This is a genomic window from Methylocystis sp. (assembly GCF_051061225.1).
Classification (GTDB): domain Bacteria; phylum Pseudomonadota; class Alphaproteobacteria; order Rhizobiales; family Beijerinckiaceae; genus Methylocystis.
The window spans coordinates 126,948-151,083 of sequence record NZ_JBPFEB010000021.1 but is presented as its reverse complement, the minus strand read 5'-3'; the positions used below and the strand labels follow the sequence as shown (position 1 = coordinate 151,083).

The 24,136-nt window shown below is 65.0% G+C and carries 24 protein-coding genes; 16 read left to right on the top strand and 8 right to left on the bottom strand.

What is annotated here, in order from left to right; all coding sequences use genetic code 11:
* The first annotated feature begins 35 nt into the window (after positions 1-35).
* The 3 genes from ACR652_RS04645 (at position 36) to ACR652_RS04635 (ending at position 4,347) form a co-directional block, all read left to right on the top strand.
* Positions 36-2,156 carry a S9 family peptidase gene (locus tag ACR652_RS04645; protein WP_434505350.1) on the top strand — a complete coding sequence of 707 codons (2,121 nt, stop codon included), beginning with the start codon at positions 36-38 and terminating at the stop codon, positions 2,154-2,156.
* Between the two features lie 110 nt (positions 2,157-2,266).
* Positions 2,267-3,154 carry a hypothetical protein gene (locus tag ACR652_RS04640; protein WP_434505349.1) on the top strand — a complete coding sequence of 296 codons (888 nt, stop codon included), beginning with the start codon at positions 2,267-2,269 and terminating at the stop codon, positions 3,152-3,154.
* 17 nt (positions 3,155-3,171) lie between these two features.
* Positions 3,172-4,347, top strand: a complete 1,176-nt coding sequence (locus tag ACR652_RS04635; protein ID WP_434505348.1) for a hypothetical protein — start codon at positions 3,172-3,174, stop codon at positions 4,345-4,347.
* Between the two features lie 135 nt (positions 4,348-4,482).
* Here ACR652_RS04635 and ACR652_RS04630 read toward each other — a convergent pair whose 3' ends face one another.
* Together ACR652_RS04630 and ACR652_RS04625 are read right to left on the bottom strand one after the other, a co-directional pair.
* On the bottom strand, positions 4,483-4,932 hold the full coding sequence (locus ACR652_RS04630) for a hypothetical protein (protein WP_434505347.1): 450 nt from the start codon (positions 4,930-4,932) through the stop codon (positions 4,483-4,485).
* Positions 4,933-5,168: 236 nt separating this feature from the next.
* Positions 5,169-5,645: a hypothetical protein gene (locus tag ACR652_RS04625; RefSeq protein WP_434505346.1), complete on the bottom strand. Its 477-nt coding sequence runs from the start codon at positions 5,643-5,645 to the stop codon at positions 5,169-5,171.
* A gap of 200 nt (positions 5,646-5,845) precedes the next feature.
* Between ACR652_RS04625 and ACR652_RS04620 the strand changes: the two genes are divergently transcribed.
* Entirely contained in the window at positions 5,846-7,144 is a 1,299-nt protein-coding gene (locus tag ACR652_RS04620; protein WP_434505345.1) for an O-acetylhomoserine aminocarboxypropyltransferase/cysteine synthase family protein, read from the top strand.
* A 126-nt stretch (positions 7,145-7,270) separates the two neighbouring features.
* Here the strand turns inward: ACR652_RS04620 and cobU are convergent, their stop codons facing one another.
* Together cobU and ACR652_RS04610 are read right to left on the bottom strand one after the other, a co-directional pair.
* Positions 7,271-7,786 carry a bifunctional adenosylcobinamide kinase/adenosylcobinamide-phosphate guanylyltransferase gene (cobU, locus tag ACR652_RS04615; protein WP_434505344.1) on the bottom strand — a complete coding sequence of 172 codons (516 nt, stop codon included), beginning with the start codon at positions 7,784-7,786 and terminating at the stop codon, positions 7,271-7,273.
* The gene (locus ACR652_RS04610) at positions 7,783-8,895 is read right to left on the bottom strand and encodes a cobalt-precorrin-5B (C(1))-methyltransferase (RefSeq protein WP_434505343.1); all 1,113 of its coding nucleotides are present in this window, start codon (positions 8,893-8,895) and stop codon (positions 7,783-7,785) included. The genes cobU and ACR652_RS04610 overlap by 4 nt, the downstream gene beginning before the upstream one ends.
* A 90-nt stretch (positions 8,896-8,985) precedes the next feature.
* On the opposite strand from ACR652_RS04610, the gene ACR652_RS04605 reads away from it, so the two are divergent.
* The 3 genes from ACR652_RS04605 (at position 8,986) to ACR652_RS04595 (ending at position 12,183) form a co-directional block, all read left to right on the top strand.
* Positions 8,986-9,543: a YbhB/YbcL family Raf kinase inhibitor-like protein gene (locus tag ACR652_RS04605; protein WP_434505342.1), complete on the top strand. Its 558-nt coding sequence runs from the start codon at positions 8,986-8,988 to the stop codon at positions 9,541-9,543.
* 250 nt (positions 9,544-9,793) lie between these two features.
* Positions 9,794-10,753: an adenosylcobinamide-phosphate synthase CbiB gene (gene cbiB, locus ACR652_RS04600; protein WP_434505341.1), complete on the top strand. Its 960-nt coding sequence runs from the start codon at positions 9,794-9,796 to the stop codon at positions 10,751-10,753.
* A 173-nt stretch (positions 10,754-10,926) separates the two neighbouring features.
* A complete protein-coding gene (locus ACR652_RS04595; protein ID WP_434505340.1) occupies positions 10,927-12,183 on the top strand; it encodes a polyhydroxyalkanoate depolymerase in 1,257 nt (418 codons plus the stop codon).
* A gap of 160 nt (positions 12,184-12,343) precedes the next feature.
* On the opposite strand, the gene ACR652_RS04590 is transcribed toward ACR652_RS04595, so the two are convergent.
* Positions 12,344-13,402 (bottom strand): WcbI family polysaccharide biosynthesis putative acetyltransferase, encoded by a 1,059-nt coding sequence (locus ACR652_RS04590; RefSeq protein ID WP_434505339.1) that lies wholly within the window; start codon positions 13,400-13,402, stop codon positions 12,344-12,346.
* Positions 13,403-13,566: 164 nt separating this feature from the next.
* Between ACR652_RS04590 and ACR652_RS04585 the strand changes: the two genes are divergently transcribed.
* The 3 genes from ACR652_RS04585 to lpdA all read left to right on the top strand — a co-directional run bounded on the left by ACR652_RS04585 (position 13,567) and on the right by lpdA (position 16,623).
* Positions 13,567-14,631, top strand: coding sequence for a GSCFA domain-containing protein (locus ACR652_RS04585; RefSeq protein ID WP_434505338.1), 1,065 nt, complete (start codon positions 13,567-13,569; stop codon positions 14,629-14,631).
* Between the two features lie 50 nt (positions 14,632-14,681).
* Complete coding sequence (locus tag ACR652_RS04580; RefSeq protein WP_434505337.1) at positions 14,682-15,110, top strand: DUF1772 domain-containing protein; 429 nt, start codon at positions 14,682-14,684, stop codon at positions 15,108-15,110.
* A gap of 100 nt (positions 15,111-15,210) precedes the next feature.
* On the top strand, positions 15,211-16,623 hold the full coding sequence (lpdA, locus tag ACR652_RS04575; protein ID WP_434505336.1) for a dihydrolipoyl dehydrogenase: 1,413 nt from the start codon (positions 15,211-15,213) through the stop codon (positions 16,621-16,623).
* Positions 16,624-16,668: 45 nt separating this feature from the next.
* On the opposite strand, the gene ACR652_RS04570 is transcribed toward lpdA, so the two are convergent.
* The 3 genes from ACR652_RS04570 to ACR652_RS04560 are packed head-to-tail and all read right to left on the bottom strand — an operon-like array spanning position 16,669 to position 19,315.
* Positions 16,669-17,718 carry an aldo/keto reductase gene (locus tag ACR652_RS04570; RefSeq protein WP_434505335.1) on the bottom strand — a complete coding sequence of 350 codons (1,050 nt, stop codon included), beginning with the start codon at positions 17,716-17,718 and terminating at the stop codon, positions 16,669-16,671.
* 11 nt (positions 17,719-17,729) lie between these two features.
* Positions 17,730-18,443 (bottom strand): hypothetical protein, encoded by a 714-nt coding sequence (locus ACR652_RS04565; RefSeq protein WP_434505334.1) that lies wholly within the window; start codon positions 18,441-18,443, stop codon positions 17,730-17,732.
* A gap of 32 nt (positions 18,444-18,475) precedes the next feature.
* A complete protein-coding gene (locus ACR652_RS04560; RefSeq protein ID WP_434505333.1) occupies positions 18,476-19,315 on the bottom strand; it encodes a hypothetical protein in 840 nt (279 codons plus the stop codon).
* A 258-nt stretch (positions 19,316-19,573) separates the two neighbouring features.
* Here ACR652_RS04560 and ACR652_RS04555 point away from each other — a divergent pair, with 258 nt between their 5' ends.
* Genes ACR652_RS04555 through cysD form a run of 6 tightly spaced genes read left to right on the top strand, consistent with a single transcriptional unit; the run spans position 19,574 to position 24,136 of the window.
* Positions 19,574-19,942 carry a 2Fe-2S iron-sulfur cluster-binding protein gene (locus ACR652_RS04555; protein WP_434505332.1) on the top strand — a complete coding sequence of 123 codons (369 nt, stop codon included), beginning with the start codon at positions 19,574-19,576 and terminating at the stop codon, positions 19,940-19,942.
* Complete coding sequence (locus ACR652_RS04550; RefSeq protein ID WP_434505331.1) at positions 19,942-20,256, top strand: DUF2849 domain-containing protein; 315 nt, start codon at positions 19,942-19,944, stop codon at positions 20,254-20,256. Before ACR652_RS04555 ends, ACR652_RS04550 begins: the two co-directional genes overlap by 1 nt.
* Complete coding sequence (locus tag ACR652_RS04545) at positions 20,256-21,977, top strand: nitrite/sulfite reductase (protein WP_434505399.1); 1,722 nt, start codon at positions 20,256-20,258, stop codon at positions 21,975-21,977. Before ACR652_RS04550 ends, ACR652_RS04545 begins: the two co-directional genes overlap by 1 nt.
* Entirely contained in the window at positions 21,961-22,467 is a 507-nt protein-coding gene (locus ACR652_RS04540; protein WP_434505330.1) for a DUF934 domain-containing protein, read from the top strand. Before ACR652_RS04545 ends, ACR652_RS04540 begins: the two co-directional genes overlap by 17 nt.
* The gene (locus ACR652_RS04535; protein ID WP_434505329.1) at positions 22,464-23,222 is read left to right on the top strand and encodes a phosphoadenylyl-sulfate reductase; all 759 of its coding nucleotides are present in this window, start codon (positions 22,464-22,466) and stop codon (positions 23,220-23,222) included. The genes ACR652_RS04540 and ACR652_RS04535 overlap by 4 nt, the downstream gene beginning before the upstream one ends.
* Positions 23,219-24,136, top strand: coding sequence for a sulfate adenylyltransferase subunit CysD (gene cysD, locus ACR652_RS04530; protein WP_434505328.1), 918 nt, complete (start codon positions 23,219-23,221; stop codon positions 24,134-24,136). Before ACR652_RS04535 ends, cysD begins: the two co-directional genes overlap by 4 nt.

Genomic DNA, 24,136 nt, shown 5'->3' with positions numbered 1-24,136 from the left:
CCCAGCCGGGCGCGCGGCAGGGAGACCGAGTCAAGGTGGAACAGAAAATCGAGCGGGCGGCCTTCGATCTGAGCGCGACGCCTCCGGTTGCGGAGCGCCGGCCCCACAGCAAGACGACGCATGGCCGCGTTCTCGACGATCCCTACGCCTGGCTCGCGGCCGAGAACTGGCGCGACGTGCTGCGCGACCCGAAGACGCTGCCCAAGGACATCGCCGCGCTTGTGAAGGCGGAGAACGATTACTGCGCCACGGTCGTCGCGCCGCTGAAGGAGCTGCGCAAGACGCTGGTGCGGGAAATGCGCGGCCGCATCAAGGAAGATGATTCCGACGTGCCCGACCCCGACGGCCCCTTCGCCTATTACGGCCGCTTCCGCGACGGCGCGGAACATCCCCTCTACTGCCGCACGCCGCGCGACGGCGGCGCGGAGACCGTGCTGCTCGACGGCGAGGCGCTGGCGGCCGGGCATGCGTTTTTCGACATCGGCGACACCGCCCATTCGCCGGATCACGCCCAGCTCGCCTGGAGCGTCGACGACATGGGTTCGGAGCTCTATGAAATCCGCACGCGCGCGCTCGCCGATGGGCGAGACCGCGCGGATGTGGTCGTCGATACGGAAGGCTCGATCGTCTGGAGCGCGGACTCGAGCGCCTTCTATTACGTGCGCGTCGATGAAAATCACCGCACCGCGCAGGTGTTCCGCCACAGTGTCGGCGCCGACCCCGCGACCGACCAGCTCATCCTGGAGGAGCCTGACGGCGCCTGGTTCATCGGACTGGAAGAAAGCCGCTGCCGCCGCTTCGCGATCATCTCGGTGCGCGGCCATGACGCCTCGGAATGCTGGCTGGTCGATCTGCGCGACGCGTCGCTGCCGCCGCGTCTCGTCGCCAGGCGCGAGCCCAAGCTGCGCTACGACGTCGAGCCGCATGGCGAGCTGATCTACATCCACAACAACGCCGACGGCGCCGACGACTTCCGCATTTCCGTCGCGCCGCTCGACGCCCCCGAGCGCGCGAACTGGCGGGACGTCGTCCCCCACAGCCTCGGCTCCATGGTCGTCACCTTCACCGTCTTCCAGCGCTATCTCGTGTGGATGATTCGCGAGAATTCACTGCCGCGCATCGTCATCCGCGATCTCGAAAGCGGCGCCGACCACGCCATCGCCTTCGAGGAGGAAGCCTATGCGCTCGGCCTCGACGCTGGGCTGGAATTCGACGTCGACAGGCTGCGCTTCACCTATTCGTCCATGACGACGCCCGAGGAGACCTACGACTACGACATGAAGACGCGCGCCCGCGTGCTGCGTAAACGGCAGGAGATTCCCTCCGGCCACGATCCGAAAAACTATGTGACGCGGCGGCTCTTCGCTCCGGCGGCGGATGGCGAGACCATTCCCGTCACGCTGCTGCATCGCGCGGATTTCACGCCCGGCGGCGCGGGCGCGCCGCTGCTGCTCTACGGCTATGGCGCCTATGGGCATTCGCTGGCGGCGGATTTCGACGAAGACGCGCTCTCGCTGGTCGACCGCGGCTTCGTCTACGCCCTCGCCCATGTGCGCGGCGGGGCCGACAAGGGCTGGCGCTGGTACGAGGGCGGCAAGCTCGAAAACAAGGCCAACACATTTTCGGATTTCATCGCCTGCGCGCGCCGCCTCATCGAGGCCGGCTACACGCGTGAAGGCGCCATCGTGGCGCAGGGCGCCTCGGCGGGCGGACTGCTGATGGGCGCCGTGGCCAATGCGGCGCCCGAGCTTTTCGCCGGGATCATCGCAGGCGTGCCCTTTGTCGACGTGCTCAACACCATGATGCGCGACGACCTGCCGCTGACGCCGCCGGAATGGCTCGAATGGGGCAATCCGCTCGCCGACGAGACGGCATACGACCGGCTCGCCGGCTATTCGCCCTACGACAACATTCGCGCCTGCGCATACCCGCCCATTCTGTCGATCGCCGGGGTGACCGACCCGCGCGTGACCTATTGGGAGCCGCTCAAATGGGCAGCCCGCCTGCGCGCGACGATGACCGGCGGCGGGCCGGTTCTGCTGCACACGCACATGGGCGCCGGCCACTCCGGCGCCTCGGGTCGATTCGAGGCCCTGGAGGACACGGCTCTGGAATACGCCTTCGCGCTCGCCTGCGCGGCGCGCCTCAGCTGCTAGAGCGCTTTCCCGCCAAAGTGGAAACCGCAGCCTGCACACCGGCGGCTTCGTTGACAGACATCAGTTGATCGCGCAGCCTGAGCTGTACGGTTCAGCCGGGAGCCTTGCCCATGTCTTTCCAAGACGCGCGCAGCATCGGAAGCTCAGTCAATAGCGTCACCCGATCGGCTTCAATTGGGGATAAGCAAAAGGCCGAGCGCAATTCCAACGCGAATAGCCTGATCATATTCACGGAGCCGAACGAAAGCGCGCATTCGGACTTTGCGACATCCGTCGTTTCCAGATGCGCAGCCAACGGGCTCTCGGCTGAACATGTGATGGTTCCGGGTTCGGAGCTGCTGCAGAAAATCGCCGCTCTTCACCAAGAGGGAAAGATCGGAGACGGCACGCAGATCATCATCAATATGCATGGCTCAATCGGCGCCCGGCATGAACTTCATGACTCCGTCGCGACCTGTGACGTCGTGGAAGCTGTGCGTAAATCGCCGAACGGTAAAGCCTGCGCCGCGAATGTCTATATCGCCTCGTGCAACGCGGGTGATGCGGAGCTCCGCAAACAGCTACAGGAGCTGCATAACCAGCGCCCCGTCGGGGCCTGTTTCCTTTTGTCGGGCAAGAAGAAGGTCATCGAAAGCGCCTATCATAATGAAATAAACGCCATGTGCGACGAGCTCGCTTATACAAATCTGAGCAGCGGGCAGCCTCCTTCACCACACCTTATCCTCGCGCGGATGGCAACCTATCAATCAGACTGCATCACCATGATCGTACCCAATATGGACCCGACGATCCGGCACGCCCCGAAAGACGAAAGCCAATTTGGACTCGGGGGACTGATGCGCGACATCGAAAGCCGCCTTGCCTCGAGAGAAGGACCATCCGACCCATCGAGCGAAGCTGCGTCCCAGGTGAAAGAGGAAAACAAGATTTCGCAAACTGGAGAGAAACCGCTCGATGCAAAAAAAAGCCGGAATTATCCGCCGGTGAAGCTTCGCTAGCAAAGCTGCGCGACGCCGTGACGGAGCTCGGGAAGCGATCGCAATCAGAGGACCCGCAGATTGGCATCGAGAAACAGCGGGTCCGGGTTTTGATGCGAAAGGCGGATCGCGCCCCAGATGGAGCCAAATTAGTCGAGGCGCTGAAATCCGATAGGGTTTTTTGGCAAAGTTTCGAACGTGACGTCTGGAACGATTCACACCTCTTCATCCTGCATCTCCTTTCTTCAGGTGAGGATGACGAAGCTGAAGAAACGACGTCCCGATTAAAACCCCTTCTTGATCTCATAAATAGTAAAAAGAAGGCTTTTCAGCTTCTCGCCCCGGAGGAGCAAAAACAGATTTTTCGGCATCTCCGATTTTCGTCCCTGCACCAGCTTAGCAGCGTGAAGTTTTTTGAGGACGTCTTATATATCGGCCGTTTGCGGGCCAACTTTGCTTCCGTCAGTGATATTGAAGCCTACGTTAACGGAGACGATCCATTTCTCGACGCGGTCTATGCGGACAATTTCAACCTCAGCCACATTTTCATAGCTTGCATGCTGGAGTCAGCAGACAAAGACCCGGACCCCTCAGAACGAGAGAAGAAAATCGACTATATCTGCTCTTTGATCGCAAACCTGTCCTTTATGATGACCGCGGACCCGGCCGAGATCGGGGTTTTTGTGAGCGGATTCCCGAAGCTCAGCCAATTGAGGCCTGGCGAAGAAACGGGAAGTGTTTTTAAGCTCTTGAGTAAGATGTTCTCGATTACGGTTGCTGACCGTAACGAAGCACGCAGAAATGACAAATTGAACCTCCTCCAACAACGTCTGCAACCGCAATTGCGAACTTGGGTCAAGCAGGCAAGCAAGGCGGAAGCCGAATGGATTGTAAAAATTCAATGCGCCAGAGCCCCCGATCTTAGAGTGGACGAGTGGGCTGATTTTCGCGACTCGCTCATAACGATGCTGGACGGCGCCTGCGATGACGGCAGTGATGACGGCCCCGAGAAAATCCAAATTTGTACAAACGCGCTTGCGCTTATAAAAGACCGCGAAACGTCGGCTCCCGAGAACGTGGAGCAGACGCTGCATCCTAAAACATTCGGCATTTTGGACGAATTGGGCTTCTTTCCGAAAGCGCCCTCACGCAAACGTCCCGCATCCGGGACAGAGCCGGGAGAGGGATCCGACCCGAAGAAACACCACCAGTGACGCACCGCCCGCGGCGGCGAAAAAATTTCCGAGGCCTCCTCTCCACGCGGGCGGCGAAGCAGGTATAGACCCGGGTGGGCGACCGCCTCGTCACGAAACTGGCGCGCCGACCGCCCTCCGAATTCGGGAACGCCCTCAGCTGCTAGGCTTCTTGCCGCGAACTTCCTGAGGCGGCTGCCATTCCCTGCCGCCCTGCGTGCCAGCCTTGTGCTCGACGCCGGGCGATCCCGCCGCCGTGCCGCTCGGGCCGGCGAGGCCGGTCGGCGACGCATATTGCTGGGCCATGGGGTTTTCTTTCTGCACGACGGTGGGCGGATCGACGGGCTTTCCGGCCGCCGGCCCGGAGGTTTCGCCCTGCGACGGCATATTGGTCGCCTTCGGCACCACGCCCGATTCCTGCACGGGCGCGGCGGTCTGCGCCTCGGCCTGCTTGATCCCGCCGCGTTCCGCGGTCGACGGCACGGGCAAGACAGGCGGTCCATTCTGCTCGAAGCGCGGCGGATTGGGATCTCCTTGATCGTCCGCCAGCGCGGGCGCAAAGGCGCCGGCCGACAGAACAGCGGAGATCACGAGAAATGTCTTCATGGCTCTCGCTCCTGACCGCCGCCTTCGCGGCGGACCGGTTTGCCCCCAACGAGCTAGATGGGTGGAGCCCTCGCGCCGACAAGAACATGTCGGCGCGCCATTCCTCCTTGAACATGGATCGGCGCGCCATGGAGCCGCCATGGAGCCCATGACGCGCCGAACCCTGGCCTAGCGCCCGCGCACGGGCGTCGCCTCGTAGCCGTCATCCGATTTGCTTGGGAAAGGCTGGATGGCGGTCACGCAGCCAAAGGTGCCGGTTGAGAGAGTTCCAGCGGAGCCGCAAACAAAATAGGCGTAGAGCCGGGCGTTCCGAACACGGGCTTCAGAGGCGACTTGTCCGTGAGCGTCAGCTTTTTCACGATCCCGGCCGGCGGCGTGTTCACGCTGCTGGCGGCCGAACCGCCGGGCCGGCCCGACTCCCTCAGATAGAGCGCGTCGACGCGCAGATCGACCGTATCGGGCGCCGTCGCCGCGCCGGTGTCGATCGGCGCGCTGATGGTCTTGCCGGCGCACGCATTCACGTCAGCGGATTTCAGGATGACGTCCACGGCGTTGAAACTGTCCTCGAAAGCGGGCTCGACATGAAAGCCGATGGTGACGCCGATCGCGCCGCCCGAGCCATCCGTGATCGTCCGGCTTTCATGCGCAACCGCGCCCGAAACAGCAGGCAATGAGGCGATGAGCATGGCGAGGGAAATCTGACGATATCTCATGATCTGTCCTTTGCAGGAATGGAGAGTGCGTTCCGTTCCCGATGCTTTCGGAAACGGTTGCAGGCGCGCGGCCGGGAAACCGGCGCGAATCGGCGCATGTGTGCGAATGGAGTCACAAGGCGAGCTGGACGCGCGGACGGGCGCTGTGGCGCGAAGGCTGTTTTTGAGCTAATCCAGTGGCGTCTTCGAGGAAAACGCAAATGGCCATCGAGAGCAAAAATCCTGAAACCATCGCCTTGCACGCAGGCTGGCGCGCGGATGAGGCGACCGGCGCCGTCGCCGTGCCGATCTTTCAGACCACCTCCTACCAGTTCCGCGACACGGAGCACGCCGCCAATCTCTTCGCACTGAAAGAGCTCGGACACATCTACACGCGCATCGGCAATCCGACGACGGGCGTGCTGGAGGCGAGACTCGCCGCGCTCGAAGGCGGCGTCGCGGCGCTGGCGCTCTCGTCCGGACAGGCGGCCTCGGCCTTTGCGCTGCAAAACCTTGCAAAGGTCGGCGACAATGTCGTCTCCTCCACGGATCTTTACGGCGGCACCTGGAATCTCTTCGCCAATACGCTGAAGGACCAGGGCATAGAGGTTCGTTTCGTCGATCCCTCGGACCCCGAAAACTTCCGCCGCGCCACCGACGACCGCACGCGCGCCTATTACGCCGAAACGCTGCCCAATCCGAAGCTGACCGTGTTTCCGATTTCGGAAGTCGCGGCGATCGGACGCGAATATGGCGTTCCGCTCATCGTCGATAATACGGCGGCGCCGATCATCGCGCGCCCGCTCGATCACGGCGCGGCCATCGTTGTCTATTCGACGACCAAATATCTCGGCGGCCATGGCACGTCGATTGGCGGCGCCATCATCGACGGCGGCAATTTCGACTGGGAGAAATTCCCCGCGCGTCAGCCCGCGCTGAACACGCCCGACCCGAGCTATCACGGCGCGGTGTGGGTCGAGGCGGTGAAGCCGCTCGGGCCTGTCGCCTACATCATCAAGGCGCGCACGACGCTGCTGCGCGATCTGGGCTCCGCGCCCTCGCCTTTCAACGCTTTCCTCACCCTGCAGGGCATCGAGACGGTGACGCTGCGCATGGAGCGCCATGTTCAGAACGCGCAGAAGGTCGCGGACTTTCTCGCCAAGCGCGGCGAAGTCACGAAGGTGATCCATCCCTCGCAGCAGAGCGGCGAAGCGCGCCGCCGCGCCGACGCCTATCTGAAGGGCGGTTATGGCGCGCTCATCGGCTTCGAGCTGAAGGGCGGGCTGGAGGCCGGGCGCCGCTTCATCGACGCGCTGGAGATGTTCTACCACGTCGCCAATATTGGCGACGCCCGCAGCCTCGCCATCCATCCGGCGACAACGACGCATTCGCAACTCGCGGAAGAAGCGCAGCTCGCGAGCGGCGTGACGCCGGGCTATGTGCGTCTCTCAATCGGCTTGGAGCATATCGACGATATTCTCGCCGATCTGGAGAAGGGGCTGAAGGCGGCGGGGGCGTAAGTCCCCCTCCCCACCCCTCCCCCGCTTCGCGGGAGAGGGAGCAGAGCCGGGCTTCACCGAGAGCGCTGAACATGAGCGTCCCCTCTCCCGCGAGAGCGGGGGAGGGACAGGGAGGGGGCGGCACCGCTACTTCACTTTCACCGGATAGCCCGCGACCACCAGCGCCACATGCGCAGCAATGCGCGCGACCTCCTGATGCAGGAGCCCGGCGGCGTCGCGGAAGCGTCGCGCCAGCGCATTCTCCGGCACGATCGACAGCCCCACTTCCGGCGACACGACGACCGTTGGCGCCCTGCGCGCCACAAGAGCGGCGATCAGCGCCGCGCGGTCGGCGACGAGGTCCGCCTCGACATGCATTCGGTTCGAGAGCCAGATTCCCAGACAGTCGATCAGCAGCGGCGCCTCCGGCGGCGCGTCCGCGATTGCGCCTGGCAAGTCCTGCGGAGCCTCGATGGTGCGCCAGCCGGAGCCGCGACGCGCAAGATGCAGATCGATGCGCGCGCGCATCTCGTCGTCGAACGCCTGCGCCGTGGCGACATAGGTCCAGGGCGGCGCATAGGCCATGATCAAGCCCTCGGCATAGGCGCTCTTGCCCGAGCGCGCGCCGCCGAGGATGAAGGTCAGATGAGGAGATTCCGTCATGCCTCGCAGGCCTTCCTGAACGGCGCGCGCGCCAGCAGGCGTCCGTCGCGGTCGAACACGATGATTTCGATTTCGGTCTCACTGTCGCCCAGCGCCTGCGCCGCCGTTCGCCATGCGGCCTGCGCGACGGGCGCCGCGAGATCGACGCCCTCGGCGCCCGCGATCAGCAAGGCGTCGAGCGCGCTGTTCGCGTGGCGCACCCTGCCCGCGGCCTCTTCGTCCGCGCCGACCGCGCGCGCGGTCTCGGCAAGCTGCGCGAGATCGAGCCGCGAGCGTCCCGAATGCAGGTCGAGCCGGCCCTGCGCAAGCTTGGTCATCTTGGCGAAACCGCCGCCGATGGTGACGCGCGCGACAGGATGGTTGCGCAGATATTTCAGCAGGCCCCCGACGAAGTCGCCCATTTCGATCAGCGCCGTCTCGGGCAGGCCGTAAAGCGCCCGCACCGCCGCCTCCGAAGTCGAACCGGTCGTTCCCGCGACATGCGACAGCCCCGTCGCCCGCGCCACGTCGACGCCGCGATGGATGCTGTCGATCCAGGCGGCGCAGGAAAAGGGCGTGACGATCCCGGTGGTGCCGAGAATGGACAGGCCGCCGACGATCCCGAGGCGCCCATTGAGCGTATGTTTCGCCATTTCTTCGCCGCCGGGAATGGAAATCTCCACCTCGGCGTCCGCGTCGACGCCGAGCCGTGCGGCGGCTTCGGCGATGGTCGCGCGCATCATCTGGCGCGGCACGGGATTGATCGCGGGTTCGCCGGGCGGCAGCGGCAGGCCGGGGCGCGTGATCGTGCCGACGCCCTCGCCCGCCAGAAACGACACGCCCGCCCCCGGCGCCGCGCGCCGCACCAGCGCGCGCACCAGCGCGCCATGGGTCACGTCGGGGTCGTCGCCCGCGTCTTTCACGACGCCCGCGCGCGTTTCCCTGTCGGCGCGCGCGAATTCGGCGAGCGCGAAGGCGACGCGCCTGCCGGAGGGCAGCGCGATCTCCACCGGGTCCGGCGGCGGCGCGCCGGTGACCAGCGCCTCGAACGCGGCCCGCGTGGCGGCGGTCGCGCAGGCGCCGGTGGTCCAGCCTCGACGCAGCGGGCGATCTTTGGGCGCATCCGTCATGCCCCATGTTTAGCAAGTCGCCGCGCCGCGCGACACAGGCGCGACGATCCGCTAGAAGGATCGTCCGATTTCAAAGGAAGGACACTGGCCATGAAACGCAGCCTGACATCCTTTTTCGCCATGATGACGCTCGCGACGGCAGAGGCCGCCGGCGCGCAGGCCTTCGAATTGAAGAGCCCCGACATTGCCGAGGGCCAGAAGATCGACATGAAGCATGTCTACGACTCCTTTGGCTGCACCGGCGCGAACATCTCGCCCGAGCTGGTCTGGACCGACCCGCCGGCAGGCACGAAGAGCTTCGCCGTGCTGATGCACGACCCCGACGCGCCGACCGGCGGCGCCGGCTTCTGGCACTGGCTCGTCGTGGATATTCCGGCGGATGCGCGGGGGCTGAAACGGGGCGCGGGCGACGCCTCCAGCAAGAATCTCCCGGCGGGCGCGCACCATCTCGAAAACGACTTTGGCGACAAGTCCTACGGCGGCCCCTGCCCGCCGCCCGGCAAGCCGCACCGCTATGTCATCACCGTCTATGCGTTGAAGACCGACAAGATCGGCGACGCCGGCAAGGGCCGCACGGCCATCGCCGGCTTCACCATCAACGCCAATGCGCTCGCCAAGGCGAGCCTCACGGGCGTCTTCGGGCGGTGATGCGCGGTTGCGGCGTGGCGGAGTCGGACGGGGCAAGCCCCGGCCGCCTCGCGGCGGCGCGGACCTTGCGCCCTCGCTCTTGCAACCCGGGCGCCCATCCCTCCCCTTTACGGGGAGGGTGGCCCCGCGAAGCGGGGTCGGGTGGGATCAGCCGCGACAGCTCCATGGCGGCGCGCACCCCACCCGTCGCGCTGCGCCCGGCGCCCTCCCCGCGAGGCGTGATGTCGGCTCCTCTGAACCGCGCGCCGACATGAGCTTCGGCGTCGCCCTCGCCGCGCTGGCGATCGAAGCCGGCGCCGGCTATCCGGACTCGCTGTTTGAGCGAATCGGCCATCCCGTCACCTGGCTCGGCGGCTTGATCGCCGGGCTCGACGCCCGGCTCAACCGCGACTCCGAGTCCTTTGCCCTGCGCCGCGCGAAGGGCGCCGGCGCGCTCATCCTTCTCGCCGCTATCGCCCTGCCGGCGGGCGTGGCGATCGAGCGGCTGTCGAGCGCCTTGCCGCTGGGGGCGCTGTTGCTCGCCCTGCTGTCGTCGAGCCTCATCGCGCAACGGAGCCTCTACGCCCATGTGGCGGCGGTCGCGCGCGGGCTGTCGCGCAGCCTTGACGAGGGGCGCCGGGAGGTCGGCAAGATCGTCGGCCGGGACGTGGCCCTGCTCGACGAAGCCGGCGTCGCCCGCGCGGCGATCGAGAGTCTGGCGGAGAATTTTTCCGACGGCGTCGTCGCGCCGGTTCTGTTCCTCGCCGTCTTCGGCCTGCCCGGCGCGCTGCTCTACAAGGCGATCAACACCGCCGACAGCATGATCGGACACAAATCCGATCGCCACCTCGCCTTCGGCTGGGCGGCTGCGCGCGCGGACGATCTTCTCAACCTGATCCCGGCGCGGCTGGCGGCGGCGCTAATTGTCGCAGCGGCGAGCGCGGTTCCGGGCGGCTCGGCCCGCGCCGCCCTCGGCGCAGCGCTTGCGGACGCCGCCAAACATGCCTCTCCCAACGCGGGATGGCCGGAAGCGGCCATGGCCGGGGCCCTCGGCCTCGCGCTCGGCGGCCCGCGCGCCTATCACGGGGCCATGCTCGCGGGCGCGACGCTGGGCGACGGTCGCCGCGACGCGGGGCCGGCGGATATTTTCCGCGCATTAACGATTTACAAAGGCGCTCTCGCCGTGCTTTGGCTTGTGACGCTCGTCGGGGCGGCTGCGAGCGTTAGTTAATTGTCTTTCTTGCAGGCGCTCGGCCAGGGCGCGCCCCTCGGGGCGCGCTGTTGTCGACTTCGCAGTGACGCTCCCCTCGGGGGTCGTCGGCGCGCCGCCTTTGAATTCTTCCAAAGGTCGGCTACAACATTGTGCAATGCAACATCGGGCAGGAGTGCGGGAGAAGCGTGGCAATGGATCGGATGTCGTACCATGTTTACGAGATGTTGCATCTGGCTTTCGCGCCCGCGCGCGCGGCCACCGACGCCCTGCTCCACACGCTCAAGAGCCCGCTGAACCCGCTCTATCATACCTCGCTCGGCCGCAACATCGCGGCTTCGGCGGAACTCTTCGAGCGGATGACCCGCCGCTACGGCAAGCCGATGTTCGGGTTGAACACGACGACGGTGGACGGCGTGGAGGTCGAGGTCGCCGAGGAGCATGTGTGGTTGAAGCCCTTCTGCGGCCTGCTGCATTTCAAGCGGCAATTCGAGGACGCGGCCCCGCGGCAATCGAAGCTGCTGATCGTCGCCCCCATGTCGGGCCATTACGCCACGCTGCTGCGCGGCACGGTCGAAGCCTTCCTGCCGAGCCATGACGTTTACATCACCGACTGGGTCGACGCCCGCACCGTGCCGCTGGTCGAGGGGCATTTCGACCTCGACGACTACATCGACTATCTCGAAGAGATCATGGGCTTTCTCGCGCAGGACGGCATTCCCGTCCATACGCTCGGCGTCTGCCAGGCCTCGGTGCCGCTGATCTGCTCCATCGCCGCCATGGAGGCGGCCAATGATCCGGCCGCGCCGGAGTCAATGATCCTGATGGGCGGCCCGATCGACACGCGCGTCAATCCGACCGCGGTCAACAAGCTCGCCGAAAAGCGCGGCATCGATTGGTTCCGCCGCCACTGCATCCATACGGTGCCGTTCCCGCACGCCGGCATGGGGCGCGACGTCTATCCGGGCTTTCTGCAATTGTCCGGCTTCATGTCCATGAACATCGAGCGCCACGTGACGGCGCACATGGAGATGTTCAACCATCTCGTTGAAGGCGACGGCGATTCGGCCGAGAAGCATCGCGACTTCTACGACGAATATCTCGCGGTCATGGACCTCACCGCGGAGTTCTATCTCCAGACCGTCGAGCGCGTCTTCATCCGCCACGAGGTGCCGCTCGGCCTCCTGCGCCATCGCGGAGAGCTGATCGATCTCAAGGCGATTCGCCGCACCGCGCTGCTGACCGTCGAGGGCGAGAAGGACGATATCTCCGGCGTCGGTCAGACGCTCGCGGCGCAGGATCTCTGCGCCGGCATTCCCTCGGCCCGCAAGGCGCATCACCTGCAGGCGGGCGTCGGCCATTACGGCGTCTTCAACGGCTCGCGCTTCCGCCGCGACATCGCCCCCCGCATCGTCGACTTCACACGGGCGATGGAGCGGATCGAGGCCTGATCGGCGAAGGCTGCATCAGGCGTTTCGGAAGAAACGGCAATCGGCGTGTTCGCATCCCTCCCCCTTGCGGGGACGGTGGCGCGCGAAGCGCGACGGGTGGGGGTCCGCGCCGCTATGGGGCCGTTGCGGCCTTACCCCGCCGGAATCCTCGGCCTCGCCCTCAACTCACGGGCGTCAGGCCCTTGCGCAGGTTTTCCCGAGCAAGGCTGATGAGAAGATTTTTCGTTTCCTCATCGGCAAGCCAGCCGTCGACACGCTTGTTGCCGAGACGCGCCGCGCCCTCTTTCTCATAGGTCTTGAAGCACGCCGCGAGATATTGCGGCAGCGTCAGGAAATCGCCGACGTCGTTGGCCAGATGGTGGTTCTGCAATTTGAACAGATAGCCGCCCTGCACGCCGAAATGCTTCGCGATCGGCGGATAGACGGGGAAAATCTCGGCGCGGGCGAGATCGTGGATCTGATAATAGCTGAAATCCGTCGCTGGCGGCGTCAGCCCCACCTTTTCCCACATGCGCCTGGCCACATCGAACAGCACGAAGCCCATCGGATGCACGAGGCTGTACATGAACACGCCCTTGCGCGCCCATTTCATCAGATCGGTCGAGAGATCGACCCCGCAGTCTTTCTGCACCGTGGCGAGGAAGCCGCTGGCGGCCTCGTCCCACATGTTGAGATAGCCCAGCGTCGTGAAGACATTTTCGTTGAACATCGCCCGCGTCTCGTCGAGCGTGAGGCCCGCGCGGAAGGCGAAGACGGCGATGGCGGAATGATAGGGGCCGAGCGGCCCGAAGATGAAGCCGTGCAGCGGCTGCGCCGGATCGGAAATATAGATCAGGTCCGGGTGGAAGGCCGCGAAGGTGATCGCCGGCAGGCGCGTGACTTTCGGCAGCCGGCTGCGCAGTTCGGCCGAATCGCCGGGTCCGCGCAGATGCCCCGAAAGGAAGTCGTGCGAGAAGACGTAGTCATAGGTCTGGAGCGTCCTGACCAGCAGGTCCAGATCGGCGAATCGCGACTGCCCGATCGTCGAATAATGATGGACCGTCGCGCTCGGGTCCATGAGCTTCATGGAATAGGCGACGCCGAAAGCCTGGCAGTTGCCGACGACCGCGATGCGCGGGCCCGTCGTGCGAATTTGGCGTCCGGTGAACTTGGCGATCCGCGGTTCGACCGCATACCCAATCCAGGACTTGAAAATCTGTTTCTCGATCTGGGAAAGCATTCGGTCTTCCACCGGCTGAGCCGCGGGCTTGCGGCGTTGGCCGGCCCCCGGCTGGTGACAAGCGGCGGCGCCCCGTCTATGGTCCGCTCACATGCGGCGGCGCGCCACAGTGTTGCTAAGCGCCGACCGCGACTGTCGATTCAAATCGATGAGGAGTTTGCCCCGTGGCGGACAATCCCTATAGCTCCCTACCCGACCATCGCTTCTGGCGCAAGGCTGTGACCGGACTGCCGCCCTTCGCCATTGATCCGCTGCTGTCCACGCCCTTCAAGATCGCCCGCGAGGACCGTGTCGCCACGGGCGGAAGCTGCTTCGCGCAGGAGATCGCCCATCGCCTGCAAACCAGCGGCTACACCTATTACCTCGCTGAAAAACCGCCGCAGGGCATGTCGGCGGAAGAGGCGTTGCAGCGCAATTATTCCATGTACTCCTGCCGTTACGGCAATATCTACACGACGGCGCAGTTCCGGCAGTTGATCGAGCGCGCCTATGGCGACTTCAAGCCGGCCCTCGATTACTGGAACCGGCCCGAGGACGGCCGCTTCGTCGACCCCTTCCGCCCGCGAATCGAACCGGAGGGCTATGAGACCCTCGAGGCCATGCGGGCCGACCGCGAGAGCCATCTCGCCGCCGTCCGCCACATGCTGGAGACGATGGACGTCTTCGTCTTCACCTTCGGCCACACCGAGACCTGGCGCCACAAGGCAGACGGCGCGATCCTCCAGCTCGCCCCCGGCGTCGCCGGCGGCGAATGGGACGAGAATGTCTATGAATTCTACAATATGACGGTGAGCGAGGTGGTTGGCGACTTCCTCGCCGCGGTCGACCGCATGCGGGCCGTCAATCCCAAGGTGCGCATCGTGCTCAGCGTGTCGCCGGTCGGCATCATCGCGACCTATGAGGACCGCCATGTCGTCGTATCCAATGTGGCGGTGAAATCGATCCTGCGCGCGGCCGCCGACGAGGTGGTGCGGGCGCGGCCGAATATTGCGTATTTCCCCTCCTACGATCTCGTGAATGTGTCGCCCAATGCGGCGCGCTTCTATCGGGACGATACGCGGCGCATCAATCCGCATGGCATCGACCGCACCATGAAGATGTTCTTCGACCACTTCACGGATCGCGCGCGCGAGGAAGCGGCGGTGCGCTCGCTCAAGGTGGATGTCGCGGCGGAGGCGGAAGAAAGCGCCCGCGTCGTCTGCGACGAGGAGGCCATCGAGTCCGCATAGCCTCTCCCCGCGCGGCAGGGAGGGGACATTTTCATCATGGGAAACAGTCAATGATCATTGGATCGCTTGCGCTCGCGGCGGCCGGGGCTTTTGCCGGCGCGTCTCTTTACGTCAACTTCGTCGAGCAGCCGGCGCGCCTTGCGCTCTCCGACGACGCGCTCATCAAGGAATGGGAGCCCTCGGACCATCGCGGCTTCATCGTGCTCGCCGGATTGGCGGCGATTGCCGCTTTGTTCGGCTTCATCGCCTATCGCGAGCTCAATGATCTGCGCTGGGCGCTCGGCGCCCTCGTCATGCTGGCGTCCTGGCCCTACACCTATCTGGCGATCGTGCCGCTCAACAACCGCATCCTCGGCCTGATCGGGGCCGACGCGGCGCATGAGGCGCGCAAGGTCATTGATCTCTGGGGCAAGCTCGAGATCGGCCTGACGGCCATCGGCGTCGCCGGCCTGCTGATCTTCATCTGGGCGGCGGGCTGAAGACGCGTTTCGCCGAAGCGCAAACCAGCCGAGCCTCGGTCCCGCGCGCCAGTCGGGCGGGATCGAAGGACTTCGGCGCCATTTTTGAAGAGCGGCGTTCATGACCTATGATCTCATCGTGATCGGCTCCGGGCCGGGCGGCTATGTCTGCGCGATCCGGGCCGCGCAACTGGGCCTGAAGACCGCCGTCGTCGAGAAAGACCCGACCTATGGCGGAACCTGCCTGAACGTCGGCTGCATCCCCTCGAAGGCCCTGCTCCACGCCTCGCACATGTTCGACGAGGCCGGCCACGGCCTCGCGCCGCTCGGCGTCATTGTCGATCCGCCGCGGCTGGATCTCACGGCGATGATGAAGCACAAGGCGGACACCGTCGGCGCGAATGTCAACGGCGTTGCCTTTTTGTTCAAGAAGAACAAGATCGACGGCTTTCGGGGCGTCGGGCGGCTCGCCGGCCCCGGCAAGGTCGAGGTGACCGGCACGGACGGCGGCGTTCAGACCCTCGAAACGAAGAACATCGTCATTGCGACGGGCTCCGCCGTCGCGCCGCTGAGGGACGCCTCGGGCGCGGAAATTCCCATTGACGAGAAGACAGTCGTTTCCTCCACCGGCGCCTTGTCGCTGGAGAAGGTTCCGCAAAGGCTCGTGGTCATTGGCGCGGGGGTGATCGGCCTCGAACTCGGCTCGGTCTGGCGCCGGCTCGGCGCGCAGGTGACGGCGATCGAATATCTCGACCGCGTGTTGCCGGGCTTTGATCTCGAAGTGGCCACGCGCTTCCAGAAAATACTGGAAAAACAGGGCTTCGCGTTCAAGCTGTCGTCAAAGGTCACGGGGGTGGCGCGCGAGGGCGACGGCCTGACGGTCTCCTTTTCGTCCGTCGACGGCGCGGCGTCGGCCGCGATCTCCGCTGATGTCGTGCTGATCGCCACCGGCCGCATTCCCTATACGCAGGGTCTCGGGCTCGAAGCGGCGGGCGTGGCGCTGGAGCGCGGCCGCATCGTCATCGACGACCATTTCGCCACGAATGTTCCCGGCGTCTATGCGATCGGCGACGTGGTGCGCGGGCCGATGCTCGCCCACAAGGCCGAGGACGAAGGCGTCGCCGTCGCCGAAATCCTCGCGGGCGAAGCCGGACATGTGAACTACAACGTCATCCCCGGCGTCGTTTACACCTCGCCGGAAGTGGCCTCGGTGGGACTCACCGAGGACGAGGCGAAGGCGAAGGGCCTGAACGTCGCCATCGGCAAATTCCCCTTCTCGGCGAACGGGCGCGCGCGTTCGATGCGCGAGACCGACGGCTTCGTGAAATTCATCGCGGACGCCGCGACCGACCGCGTTCTCGGCGTTCACATCCTCGGCGCCGGCGCGGGCGAGCTCATCGCGGAGGCGGCCGTGCTGATGGAGTTCTCCGGCTCTTCCGAAGATCTCGCCCGAACCTGCCACGCGCATCCGACCATGTCCGAGGCGATGAAAGAGGCGGCGCTCGCCGTGCTCAAGCGGCCGATCCACATCTGACGCAGCGCGCCAGCGCCGGGGAGTCGATGAACGGCGAACGGCGCCTCAGGGCGCCGGGTTGCTGTGGCGCTGGTGAATCTCGTCGATTCGCTGCTCGATTTCGGGCGTGATCGTCACATTGAGCGAGTCGAGATCGGTCTTCAGCTGGGCCATGCTCGTGGCGCCGATGATGTTGGCGGTCACGAAGGGGCGGGACGTGACAAAAGCGATGGCGAGCTGCGCCGGATCGACGCCGAGATCGCGGGCGAGCGCCAGATAGGCGTCGATCGCCGCTTCAACTCCCGGTTTCTCATAGCGCTGGCCACGCTGGAACAGCGTCGTGCGCGCGCCCGGCGGGCGGGCGCCGCGCCGATATTTGCCGGTGAGATAGCCCTGCGCCAGCGGCGAATAGGCGAGCAGCCCCACCTGATCGCGCTCGGCGAATTCCGCGAGCCCCATCTCGAAAGTGCGATTGATGAGATTATAGGCGTTCTGGATGGACACGACGCGCGGCCCGAGGCCGAGCTCGGCGCCGCGCAGGAAGCGCGCCACGCCCCAGGGCGTCTCGTTGGACAGGCCGATGTGACGAACCTTGCCCGCCTTCACCAGTTCGTCGAGCGCGGCCAGCGTTTCCTCGACCGGGACTTCGGCGCGTTTCGACGGCCGCCGGTAGGTCGTGCCGCCGGCGCCCCACAGCGGCAGCGAGCGGTCCGGCCAGTGAAGCTGATAGAGGTCGACGTAATCCGTCTGCAACCGTTTCAGCGAGCCGTCGATGGCCTCCTGGATGTTCTTGCGGTCGAGGACCGTGCCGCCGCCCTCCTCCCGCAGCCAGTGCGCCTCCCCGCGTCCCGCGACCTTGGTGGCGATGATCACCTTGTCGCGGTTCCTGCGGGCGGCGAGCCACGAGCCGATGATCCGCTCCGTGGACCCTTGCGTCCCGGGGCGCGGGGGAATGGAGTAGATCTCGGCCGTGTCGATGAAGTTCACGCCCCGATCGAGGGCGTAGTCGAGCTGCGCATGGCCTTCGGCTTCGGTGTTCTGCTCCCCCCATGTCATGGAGCCGAGGCAGATCGCGGAGACGAAGAGGCCGGAGCGGCCGAGCGGTCTTTTATCCATGTCAATGAAACCTAGCGCAGGAATTGGCTCGATTGCAGCGCGATGCGGAGTTCGTGGCTGCGAAATTGGGTGAAGATGGGCAGAAGCCAGTTCTTCAGCGCCGCGCGAATGACAAGCGACATGGAAACCGGCGACTCGAGCAGGAAATCAGACAGGCACAAATGCGGCTCGTCAAGCGCCCGCGCAATGGGGCGCTCGAGCCTCGGCAGGACAAGCTTGGCGCGCGCCCCATATGTTTCCAGGATCGCCCGCGCGTCCGGGCCGAGCGGCGCCGCGCCCTCATTATTGACGGCGGTGAGCCAGAGATTGGGCCAGGTCGTCGTCAGGAGCCGCGCATTGCTCGCGGCCATCTGCGAGGCGTCCGCCTGATAGAGCACGATCGGCTCCACATCCATGCGCGCGGCCTCTTCGAGGAAGCCGATTTCCGCGATGATGGAAAAAAGCTGATCGAAGGAGCGGCTCCAGACATCCACGACCTTGGGCGTTTCATCTGAAATCAGCAGACGGTCGAAGAGCGCGATCTGGCCGCGCACGTCGAAAATGTCGACGACGGTCGAGGTTCGCGGAAAGCGCAGCGCATAGGTGGGCTCGCGGGCGTCCGTGTCGAAACCTTCGACCGGGACGCCGCGCCACAGATAGTAGTCCGTCAGCAGCCGCGCGGTGGTGGTCACCCCCGTGCGCGAATGCGGCGAACAGACGAAGTAGACGAGCGTGCGGCGACTCATTAGACCCCCGCGGACCAGGCGCCGCCTTCGTCTCAGCGTCCCTTGCCGGCTCCGTTGACGAGGTCGAGAAGTCCGACCCGATCAAACTCGTCCGCCACCCGCGCCAGCCAGCTTCTGACCTTGCCGCGCAACACGAAGGAGTAGTTCGCGGGATCGCCCTCGGCCGTCTGGTTCTCGATGAAGGTCAGGAACGGCGCCCCCGCGAGCTCCACCTGCTCATAAGCCAGCGAGTCGAGCTTGGGTATGGTGATTTCGCCAGTCGTGACCACGTCTTCGAAATATTTAGCATGGGTTTGCGGGTCCCACTCGAAGAAGGTGGTGTCGTTGACATGGTTCTTCACCATGAAATAGGTCGCATCGGCCATATAGGGCGCGATTTCGGCGATCTCGTCCAGCGAGGCGATCGACGGGCCGATGACGTGGAGCAGGATGAAACGGAACTCGCCCGCCTTCACGGCGTCGAAAAAGCCGATTTCCTCGAGCGCCCGCAACGCCGGGCTGAGACCGCCGGCCCGCACGTCGATGATGCTGACATTGTGCTCCGCCGAATTGAGCGTGTCGATTATCTTCATCTGATCCGCGGTGGAGGTCAGATCGACGATCGACGTCTCGTCGGGATGGAAGCGATGCAGCGTGCCGCGCGGCGCCTCCGTATCGAAGGCGCGCGCCTCGATGTCGTTGAGGGTGAGAAAGTTCAGCACGGCGCGCGCGATCGTCGTCTTGCCGACGCCGCCCTTGTCCGCGCCCACGGCGATGACGGTCGGCCGGACAGCCGCGGCCGGCGGCGGGGCGGCGCGGGTCTCGCGCCGGGGCTCTGGCTCCTTCTTGGGAGGCGGCGCCTGCTTGATGGGTTTCGTGGGCCTTTTTACCATGCGGTCTCCTATGGCGCTTGAGCGTCCGCCGCTCCGTGTGGTTCCCCGTTTCCTAACAAACATACATTGCGCATGCTTGTCATGCCCCAGCTTTCAAATTGCTTGCAAATCCGGTTTTACGTGTTGCCAGTGTGGATTTAAAAATTAGGCAGTTCGAAAGGGTGAATTGACTTACGTGCGATTTAAGGTATCTACCCGTTCGAAATACAGAACGCCATCGCCTCTGCGCGAACGCCTCCGCATAACGAAAACGGTCGAATGAGTATTGCTTTGGACATCGCCGACAACTCCGTGTCGCCGCTGGAGCCCGAGACGCCCTTTCTGCGTGTCGAGGACCGGAACGGCGTGGTGCATGCGCTCGCGGCCGTGGAAGGCTGGAGGCTCATGGAAATCCTCCGCGATTACGGCATGGGTATGGACAACACCTGCGGCGGCGCGCTCGCCTGCGCGGAATGTCACGTCGTTCTCGATCCCGAATCGGCCGCGCGCGTGCCCGCGCCGCGCGAGGAGGAGCTTGAGAAACTCGACGAATTGCCGATGCTCTACGACCATTCGCGTCTGAGCTGCCAGATCATCTGGTCCGACGAGATGAGCGGGCTCACGCTCAAACTGCCGCAGGAGACGTGATGACGGCGCTGAAACATCCGCAGATCTTGCTCGCCTCCAGTCTCGCGGACGGCGAAGTGCTGTTTCTGGGCGCGGCGGGCTGGGAGCGCGACCACGCCGGGGCCCGCGTCGCCCGCGACAAGGACGAGGCGAGCGCCATGGAGGCTTTCGGCAAGGCCGAAATCGCCGCCAATCGCGTCGTCGACGTTTATCTCGCGGATGTGGAGGTCGGCTCGAACGGCGTTCCGACGCCGCTGCACTATCGCGAGAAAATGCGGATCAAGGGACCGAGCGTGCGCCTCGATCTCGGCAAGCAGGCTTCCGGAGGCGCATGATGACCGCCCACGACACCATTCTCACGCGTCCCAACGCTCCCGTCACGACCTATCGCTACGACGCCTTCGACGCGGCCTTCGTGAAGGAGCGCGTGGCCGAGTTTCGCGAACAGGTGCGCCGGCGTCTCGCCGGCAGTCTGAGCGAGGATGAATTCCGTCCGTTCCGCCTGATGAACGGGCTCTATCTCCAGCTTCACGCCTATATGCTGCGCGTCGCCATTCCCTATGGAACGCTCACCGCGCGCCAGATGCGCCGTCTCGCCGACATCGCCGACAAATATGACCGCGGCTACGGCCATTTCACGACGCGGCAAAATCTCCAGTACAACTGGCCGAAGCTCGTCGACACGCCCGACATTCTGGAAGCGCTGGCCGAGGTCGAGATGCACGCCATCCAGACCTCCGGCAACTGCATTCGCAATGTGACGGCGGACCAATTCGCGGGCGTGGCCCCGGACGAGATCGAGGACCCGCGCCCGACGGCGGAGTTCCTGCGTCAGTGGTCGAGCGCGCATCCCGAGTTCTCGTTCCTGCCGCGCAAGTTCAAGATCGCGGTGACCGGCGCCGCGCAGGACCGCGCCGCGGTCAAGGTTCACGACATCGGTCTCGCCATCGTGACGAACGACGCGGGCGAGATCGGCTATCAGGTCTTCGTCGGCGGCGGCCTCGGCCGCTCGCCCTTCGTCGCCAAGGTCATTCGCGACTTTGTGCCGCGCGCCGATCTCCTCGCCTATCTCGAAGCGATCATGCGCGTCTACAACCGCTTCGGCCGACGCGACAACAAATACAAGGCGCGCATCAAGATCCTCGTTCACGAGAAGGGGATCGACGAGGTGCGCGCGGCCGTCGAGGCGGAATTCGCCGCCATGGACCGTTCGGTGTTCTCCTGTGATCCGGCGGAGTTCGAGCGCATCGCCGCGCATTTCGCGCCGCCGCCCTATGAGACGCTGCCGCCCGCGTCCGAAAAACTGCGCGCGGCCCGGGTGGAGCATCCCGCCTTCGGCAATTTCGCCGAGGTGAACGTCGGACCCCACAAAATCCCCGGCTATGGGGTGGTCACCGTCTCGCTGAAGCCCATCGGCGGCATTCCGGGCGACGCGACCTCGGCGCAGATGCGCCTTCTCGCCGACGCCAGCGAACGCTTCGGCTTCGGCGAACTGCGCATTTCGCATGAGCAGAACGTCATCCTGCCGCATGTGAAGCTGGACGATCTCTTCGATCTGTGGACGCTGCTCGACGCCGCCGGCCTCGCCACGGCGAACGCCGGCCTCGTCTCCGACATCATCTCCTGCCCCGGTCTCGATTACTGCTCGCTGGCGACGGCGCGCTCCATTCCCATCGCGCAGGCGATTTCGAAGCGGTTCTCCGATCTCTCCCGCCAGCGCCGCATCGGCAAGCTTGGAATCAAGATTTCCGGCTGCATCAACGCCTGCGGCCATCACCATGTCGGCGCGATCGGCATTCTCGGCCTGGAGAAGAAGGGGCAGGAATCCTACCAGATCACGCTTGGCGGCGACCCGACCTTCTCGGCCAACATCGGCGAGATTCTCGGACCCGGCGTCACGGCGGAGCAGGTTCCGGATGTGATCGAGCATATCGTCGACTTCTATCTGGCCGAGCGCCAGGAGGGCGAAAGCTTCATCGAAACATGGCGCCGCATCGGTCACGCGCGCTTCAAGGACGTGCTGCGGCGGGAGGGCGAAGATGGCGCTGATATCTGACGGGCGTTTCATCGAAGACGGCTGGCGCCGTCTGGCGGATGAAGAGGCGCTGCCGAAGGGCGGCAAGGCGGTTGTGTCGCTCGCTCGGATGGAGCACGCCCTCGCCCATCTTCCGGCGGGCGTCAGCCTTGGGGTCCACGTCCCCAACACCACCGATCCCGCCACGCTGGCCGCCGCGCTGCCGCGTCTCGAACTTGTCGAAATCGCCTTCCCGGCCTTCGCCGACGGACGTGGCTTTTCGCTGGCCCGCCTCATTCGCCGCGCGGGCTTTGCCGGCGAATTGCGCGCGAGCGGGCGGCTGCTCGCCGATCAATACGCCCATGCGCTGGGCTGCGGCTTCGACACGGTCGAAATTCCCGACGACATTGCCGAGCGTCAGGACGAGCCTCAATGGCGCGCGGCGCGCGACGCCCATGCGCGCACCTATCAGCGCGGCTATGTCGCGTCCGGCTCCATTCTCGACGCGCGGCGGAAGGCGGCGGGGCAATGAGCGCGTCCATCCCTGAAATCCTCGCGCCGCGCCTGCTTCCGCTGGATCTCGATCACAGGCTTCAGCTCGTGCGCGAACTCATCCCCGGCCGCATCGTCTTCACGACGAGCTTTGGCGTCGAGGATCAGTTTGTCACGCACTCCATCTTCACGCAGGGTCTCGACATCGACGTCGTGACCATCGACACCGGCCGCCTCTTTCCCGAGACCTACACGCTCTGGGAGGAGACGGAGGCGCGCTACGCCCGCCGCATTCGCGCCGCCTACCCGCAGGCCGAACCACTCGAAAAGCTCGTCGAAGAGCAGGGCGTCAACGGCTTCTACAGATCCGTCGACGCGCGTAAGGCCTGTTGTCATGTGCGCAAGGTGGAGCCGCTCGGCCGGCTGCTGCATGGCGTCTCCGGCTGGATCACCGGCCTGCGCGCCGATCAGTCCGCGGCGCGCGCCGAGGCGCCGATGATCGCGTTCGACGCCGCGTACCATACGATCAAGATCAATCCCGTTCTCGACTACACCCGCGACGCCATTGTCGCCGCGTGCGGGGAGTTCTCCTTTCCCGTGAACACGCTTCACGCGAAAGGCTTTCTCTCGATCGGCTGCGCGCCCTGCACGCGCGCCATCGAGCCCGGCGAGGACGAACGCGCCGGCCGCTGGTGGTGGGAGCAGGACGACAAAAAGGAATGCGGGCTGCATGTGGGCGAGGACGGCGTGCTGCGCCGCGGCCCGGCGCCCAAGGAGCCGGAGGCTTTTCAATGACCGCGCTGCCCACGCGCTCGCTCGGCCATCTCGACCGGCTGGAAGCCGAGAGCATTCACATCCTGCGCGAGTCCGTCGCGGAATGTGAAAACCCGGTGATGCTGTTCTCGATCGGCAAGGACTCCATGGCGATGCTGCATGTCGCCCTGAAAGCCTTCTATCCGTCGAAGCCGCCCTTCCCGCTGCTTCATGTCAACACGACATGGAAGTTCCGCGAGATGATCGAGTTTCGCGACCGCATCGTGAAGGAGCTGGGGCTGGAGCTGATCGAATACATCAATCCCAAGGGGGTTGAGATGAACATCAGCCCCTTCGATCACGGCTCGAAGCTCCACACCGAGATCATGAAGACCGAGGCGCTGAAACAGGCGCTCGACACATACAAGTTCGACGCGGCCTTCGGCGGCGCCCGGCGCGACGAGGAAAAGTCGCGCGCCAAGGAGCGCGTGCTCTCCTTCCGCACGGCGCAGCATCGCTGGGACCCGAAAAATCAGCGCCCGGAATTCTGGCGCCTTTACAATACGCGCAAGGCGCCGGGCGAAAGCCTGCGCATCTTCCCCATGTCCAACTGGACGGAAGCGGACATCTGGGACTATATCGCGCGCGAGAACATTCCTGTCGTGCCGCTTTATTTCGCGAAAGAGCGCCCGGTCGTGCGCCGCAGCGGCACGCTGATCATGGTCGATGACGACCGCATGAAGCTCCAGCCGGGCGAGACGGTCGAGCACAGGATGGTGCGCTTCCGCACGCTCGGCTGCTATCCGCTCACCGGCGGCATCGAAAGCGACGCGGCGACGCTCGACGAAATCATCACCGAAATGCGCGAGAGCCGCTCCTCCGAGCGGCAGGGGCGCCTGATCGATCACGACGGCTCCAGCTCCATGGAGCAGAAGAAGCAGGAAGGATATTTCTGA

What these genes read in the sequence shown, in the direction of transcription:
- ACR652_RS04630 (WP_434505347.1), bottom strand. Translation starts at nt 4,932, where the DNA reads ATGAAGACATTTCTCGTGATCTCCGCTGTTCTGTCGGCCGGCGCCTTT.
- ACR652_RS04550 (WP_434505331.1), top strand. Translation starts at nt 19,942, where the DNA reads ATGACGGCGCTGAAACATCCGCAGATCTTGCTCGCCTCCAGTCTCGCG.
- ACR652_RS04565 (WP_434505334.1), bottom strand. Translation starts at nt 18,443, where the DNA reads ATGAGTCGCCGCACGCTCGTCTACTTCGTCTGTTCGCCGCATTCGCGC.
- cysD (WP_434505328.1), top strand. Translation starts at nt 23,219, where the DNA reads ATGACCGCGCTGCCCACGCGCTCGCTCGGCCATCTCGACCGGCTGGAA.
- ACR652_RS04620 (WP_434505345.1), top strand. Translation starts at nt 5,846, where the DNA reads ATGGCCATCGAGAGCAAAAATCCTGAAACCATCGCCTTGCACGCAGGC.
- ACR652_RS04545 (WP_434505399.1), top strand. Translation starts at nt 20,256, where the DNA reads ATGACCGCCCACGACACCATTCTCACGCGTCCCAACGCTCCCGTCACG.
- ACR652_RS04605 (WP_434505342.1), top strand. Translation starts at nt 8,986, where the DNA reads ATGAAACGCAGCCTGACATCCTTTTTCGCCATGATGACGCTCGCGACG.
- ACR652_RS04595 (WP_434505340.1), top strand. Translation starts at nt 10,927, where the DNA reads ATGGATCGGATGTCGTACCATGTTTACGAGATGTTGCATCTGGCTTTC.
- ACR652_RS04580 (WP_434505337.1), top strand. Translation starts at nt 14,682, where the DNA reads ATGATCATTGGATCGCTTGCGCTCGCGGCGGCCGGGGCTTTTGCCGGC.
- ACR652_RS04560 (WP_434505333.1), bottom strand. Translation starts at nt 19,315, where the DNA reads ATGGTAAAAAGGCCCACGAAACCCATCAAGCAGGCGCCGCCTCCCAAG.
- ACR652_RS04535 (WP_434505329.1), top strand. Translation starts at nt 22,464, where the DNA reads ATGAGCGCGTCCATCCCTGAAATCCTCGCGCCGCGCCTGCTTCCGCTG.
- ACR652_RS04570 (WP_434505335.1), bottom strand. Translation starts at nt 17,718, where the DNA reads ATGGATAAAAGACCGCTCGGCCGCTCCGGCCTCTTCGTCTCCGCGATC.
- cobU (WP_434505344.1), bottom strand. Translation starts at nt 7,786, where the DNA reads ATGACGGAATCTCCTCATCTGACCTTCATCCTCGGCGGCGCGCGCTCG.
- ACR652_RS04640 (WP_434505349.1), top strand. Translation starts at nt 2,267, where the DNA reads ATGTCTTTCCAAGACGCGCGCAGCATCGGAAGCTCAGTCAATAGCGTC.
- ACR652_RS04625 (WP_434505346.1), bottom strand. Translation starts at nt 5,645, where the DNA reads ATGAGATATCGTCAGATTTCCCTCGCCATGCTCATCGCCTCATTGCCT.
- ACR652_RS04540 (WP_434505330.1), top strand. Translation starts at nt 21,961, where the DNA reads ATGGCGCTGATATCTGACGGGCGTTTCATCGAAGACGGCTGGCGCCGT.
- ACR652_RS04610 (WP_434505343.1), bottom strand. Translation starts at nt 8,895, where the DNA reads ATGACGGATGCGCCCAAAGATCGCCCGCTGCGTCGAGGCTGGACCACC.
- cbiB (WP_434505341.1), top strand. Translation starts at nt 9,794, where the DNA reads ATGAGCTTCGGCGTCGCCCTCGCCGCGCTGGCGATCGAAGCCGGCGCC.
- lpdA (WP_434505336.1), top strand. Translation starts at nt 15,211, where the DNA reads ATGACCTATGATCTCATCGTGATCGGCTCCGGGCCGGGCGGCTATGTC.
- ACR652_RS04590 (WP_434505339.1), bottom strand. Translation starts at nt 13,402, where the DNA reads ATGCTTTCCCAGATCGAGAAACAGATTTTCAAGTCCTGGATTGGGTAT.
- ACR652_RS04555 (WP_434505332.1), top strand. Translation starts at nt 19,574, where the DNA reads ATGAGTATTGCTTTGGACATCGCCGACAACTCCGTGTCGCCGCTGGAG.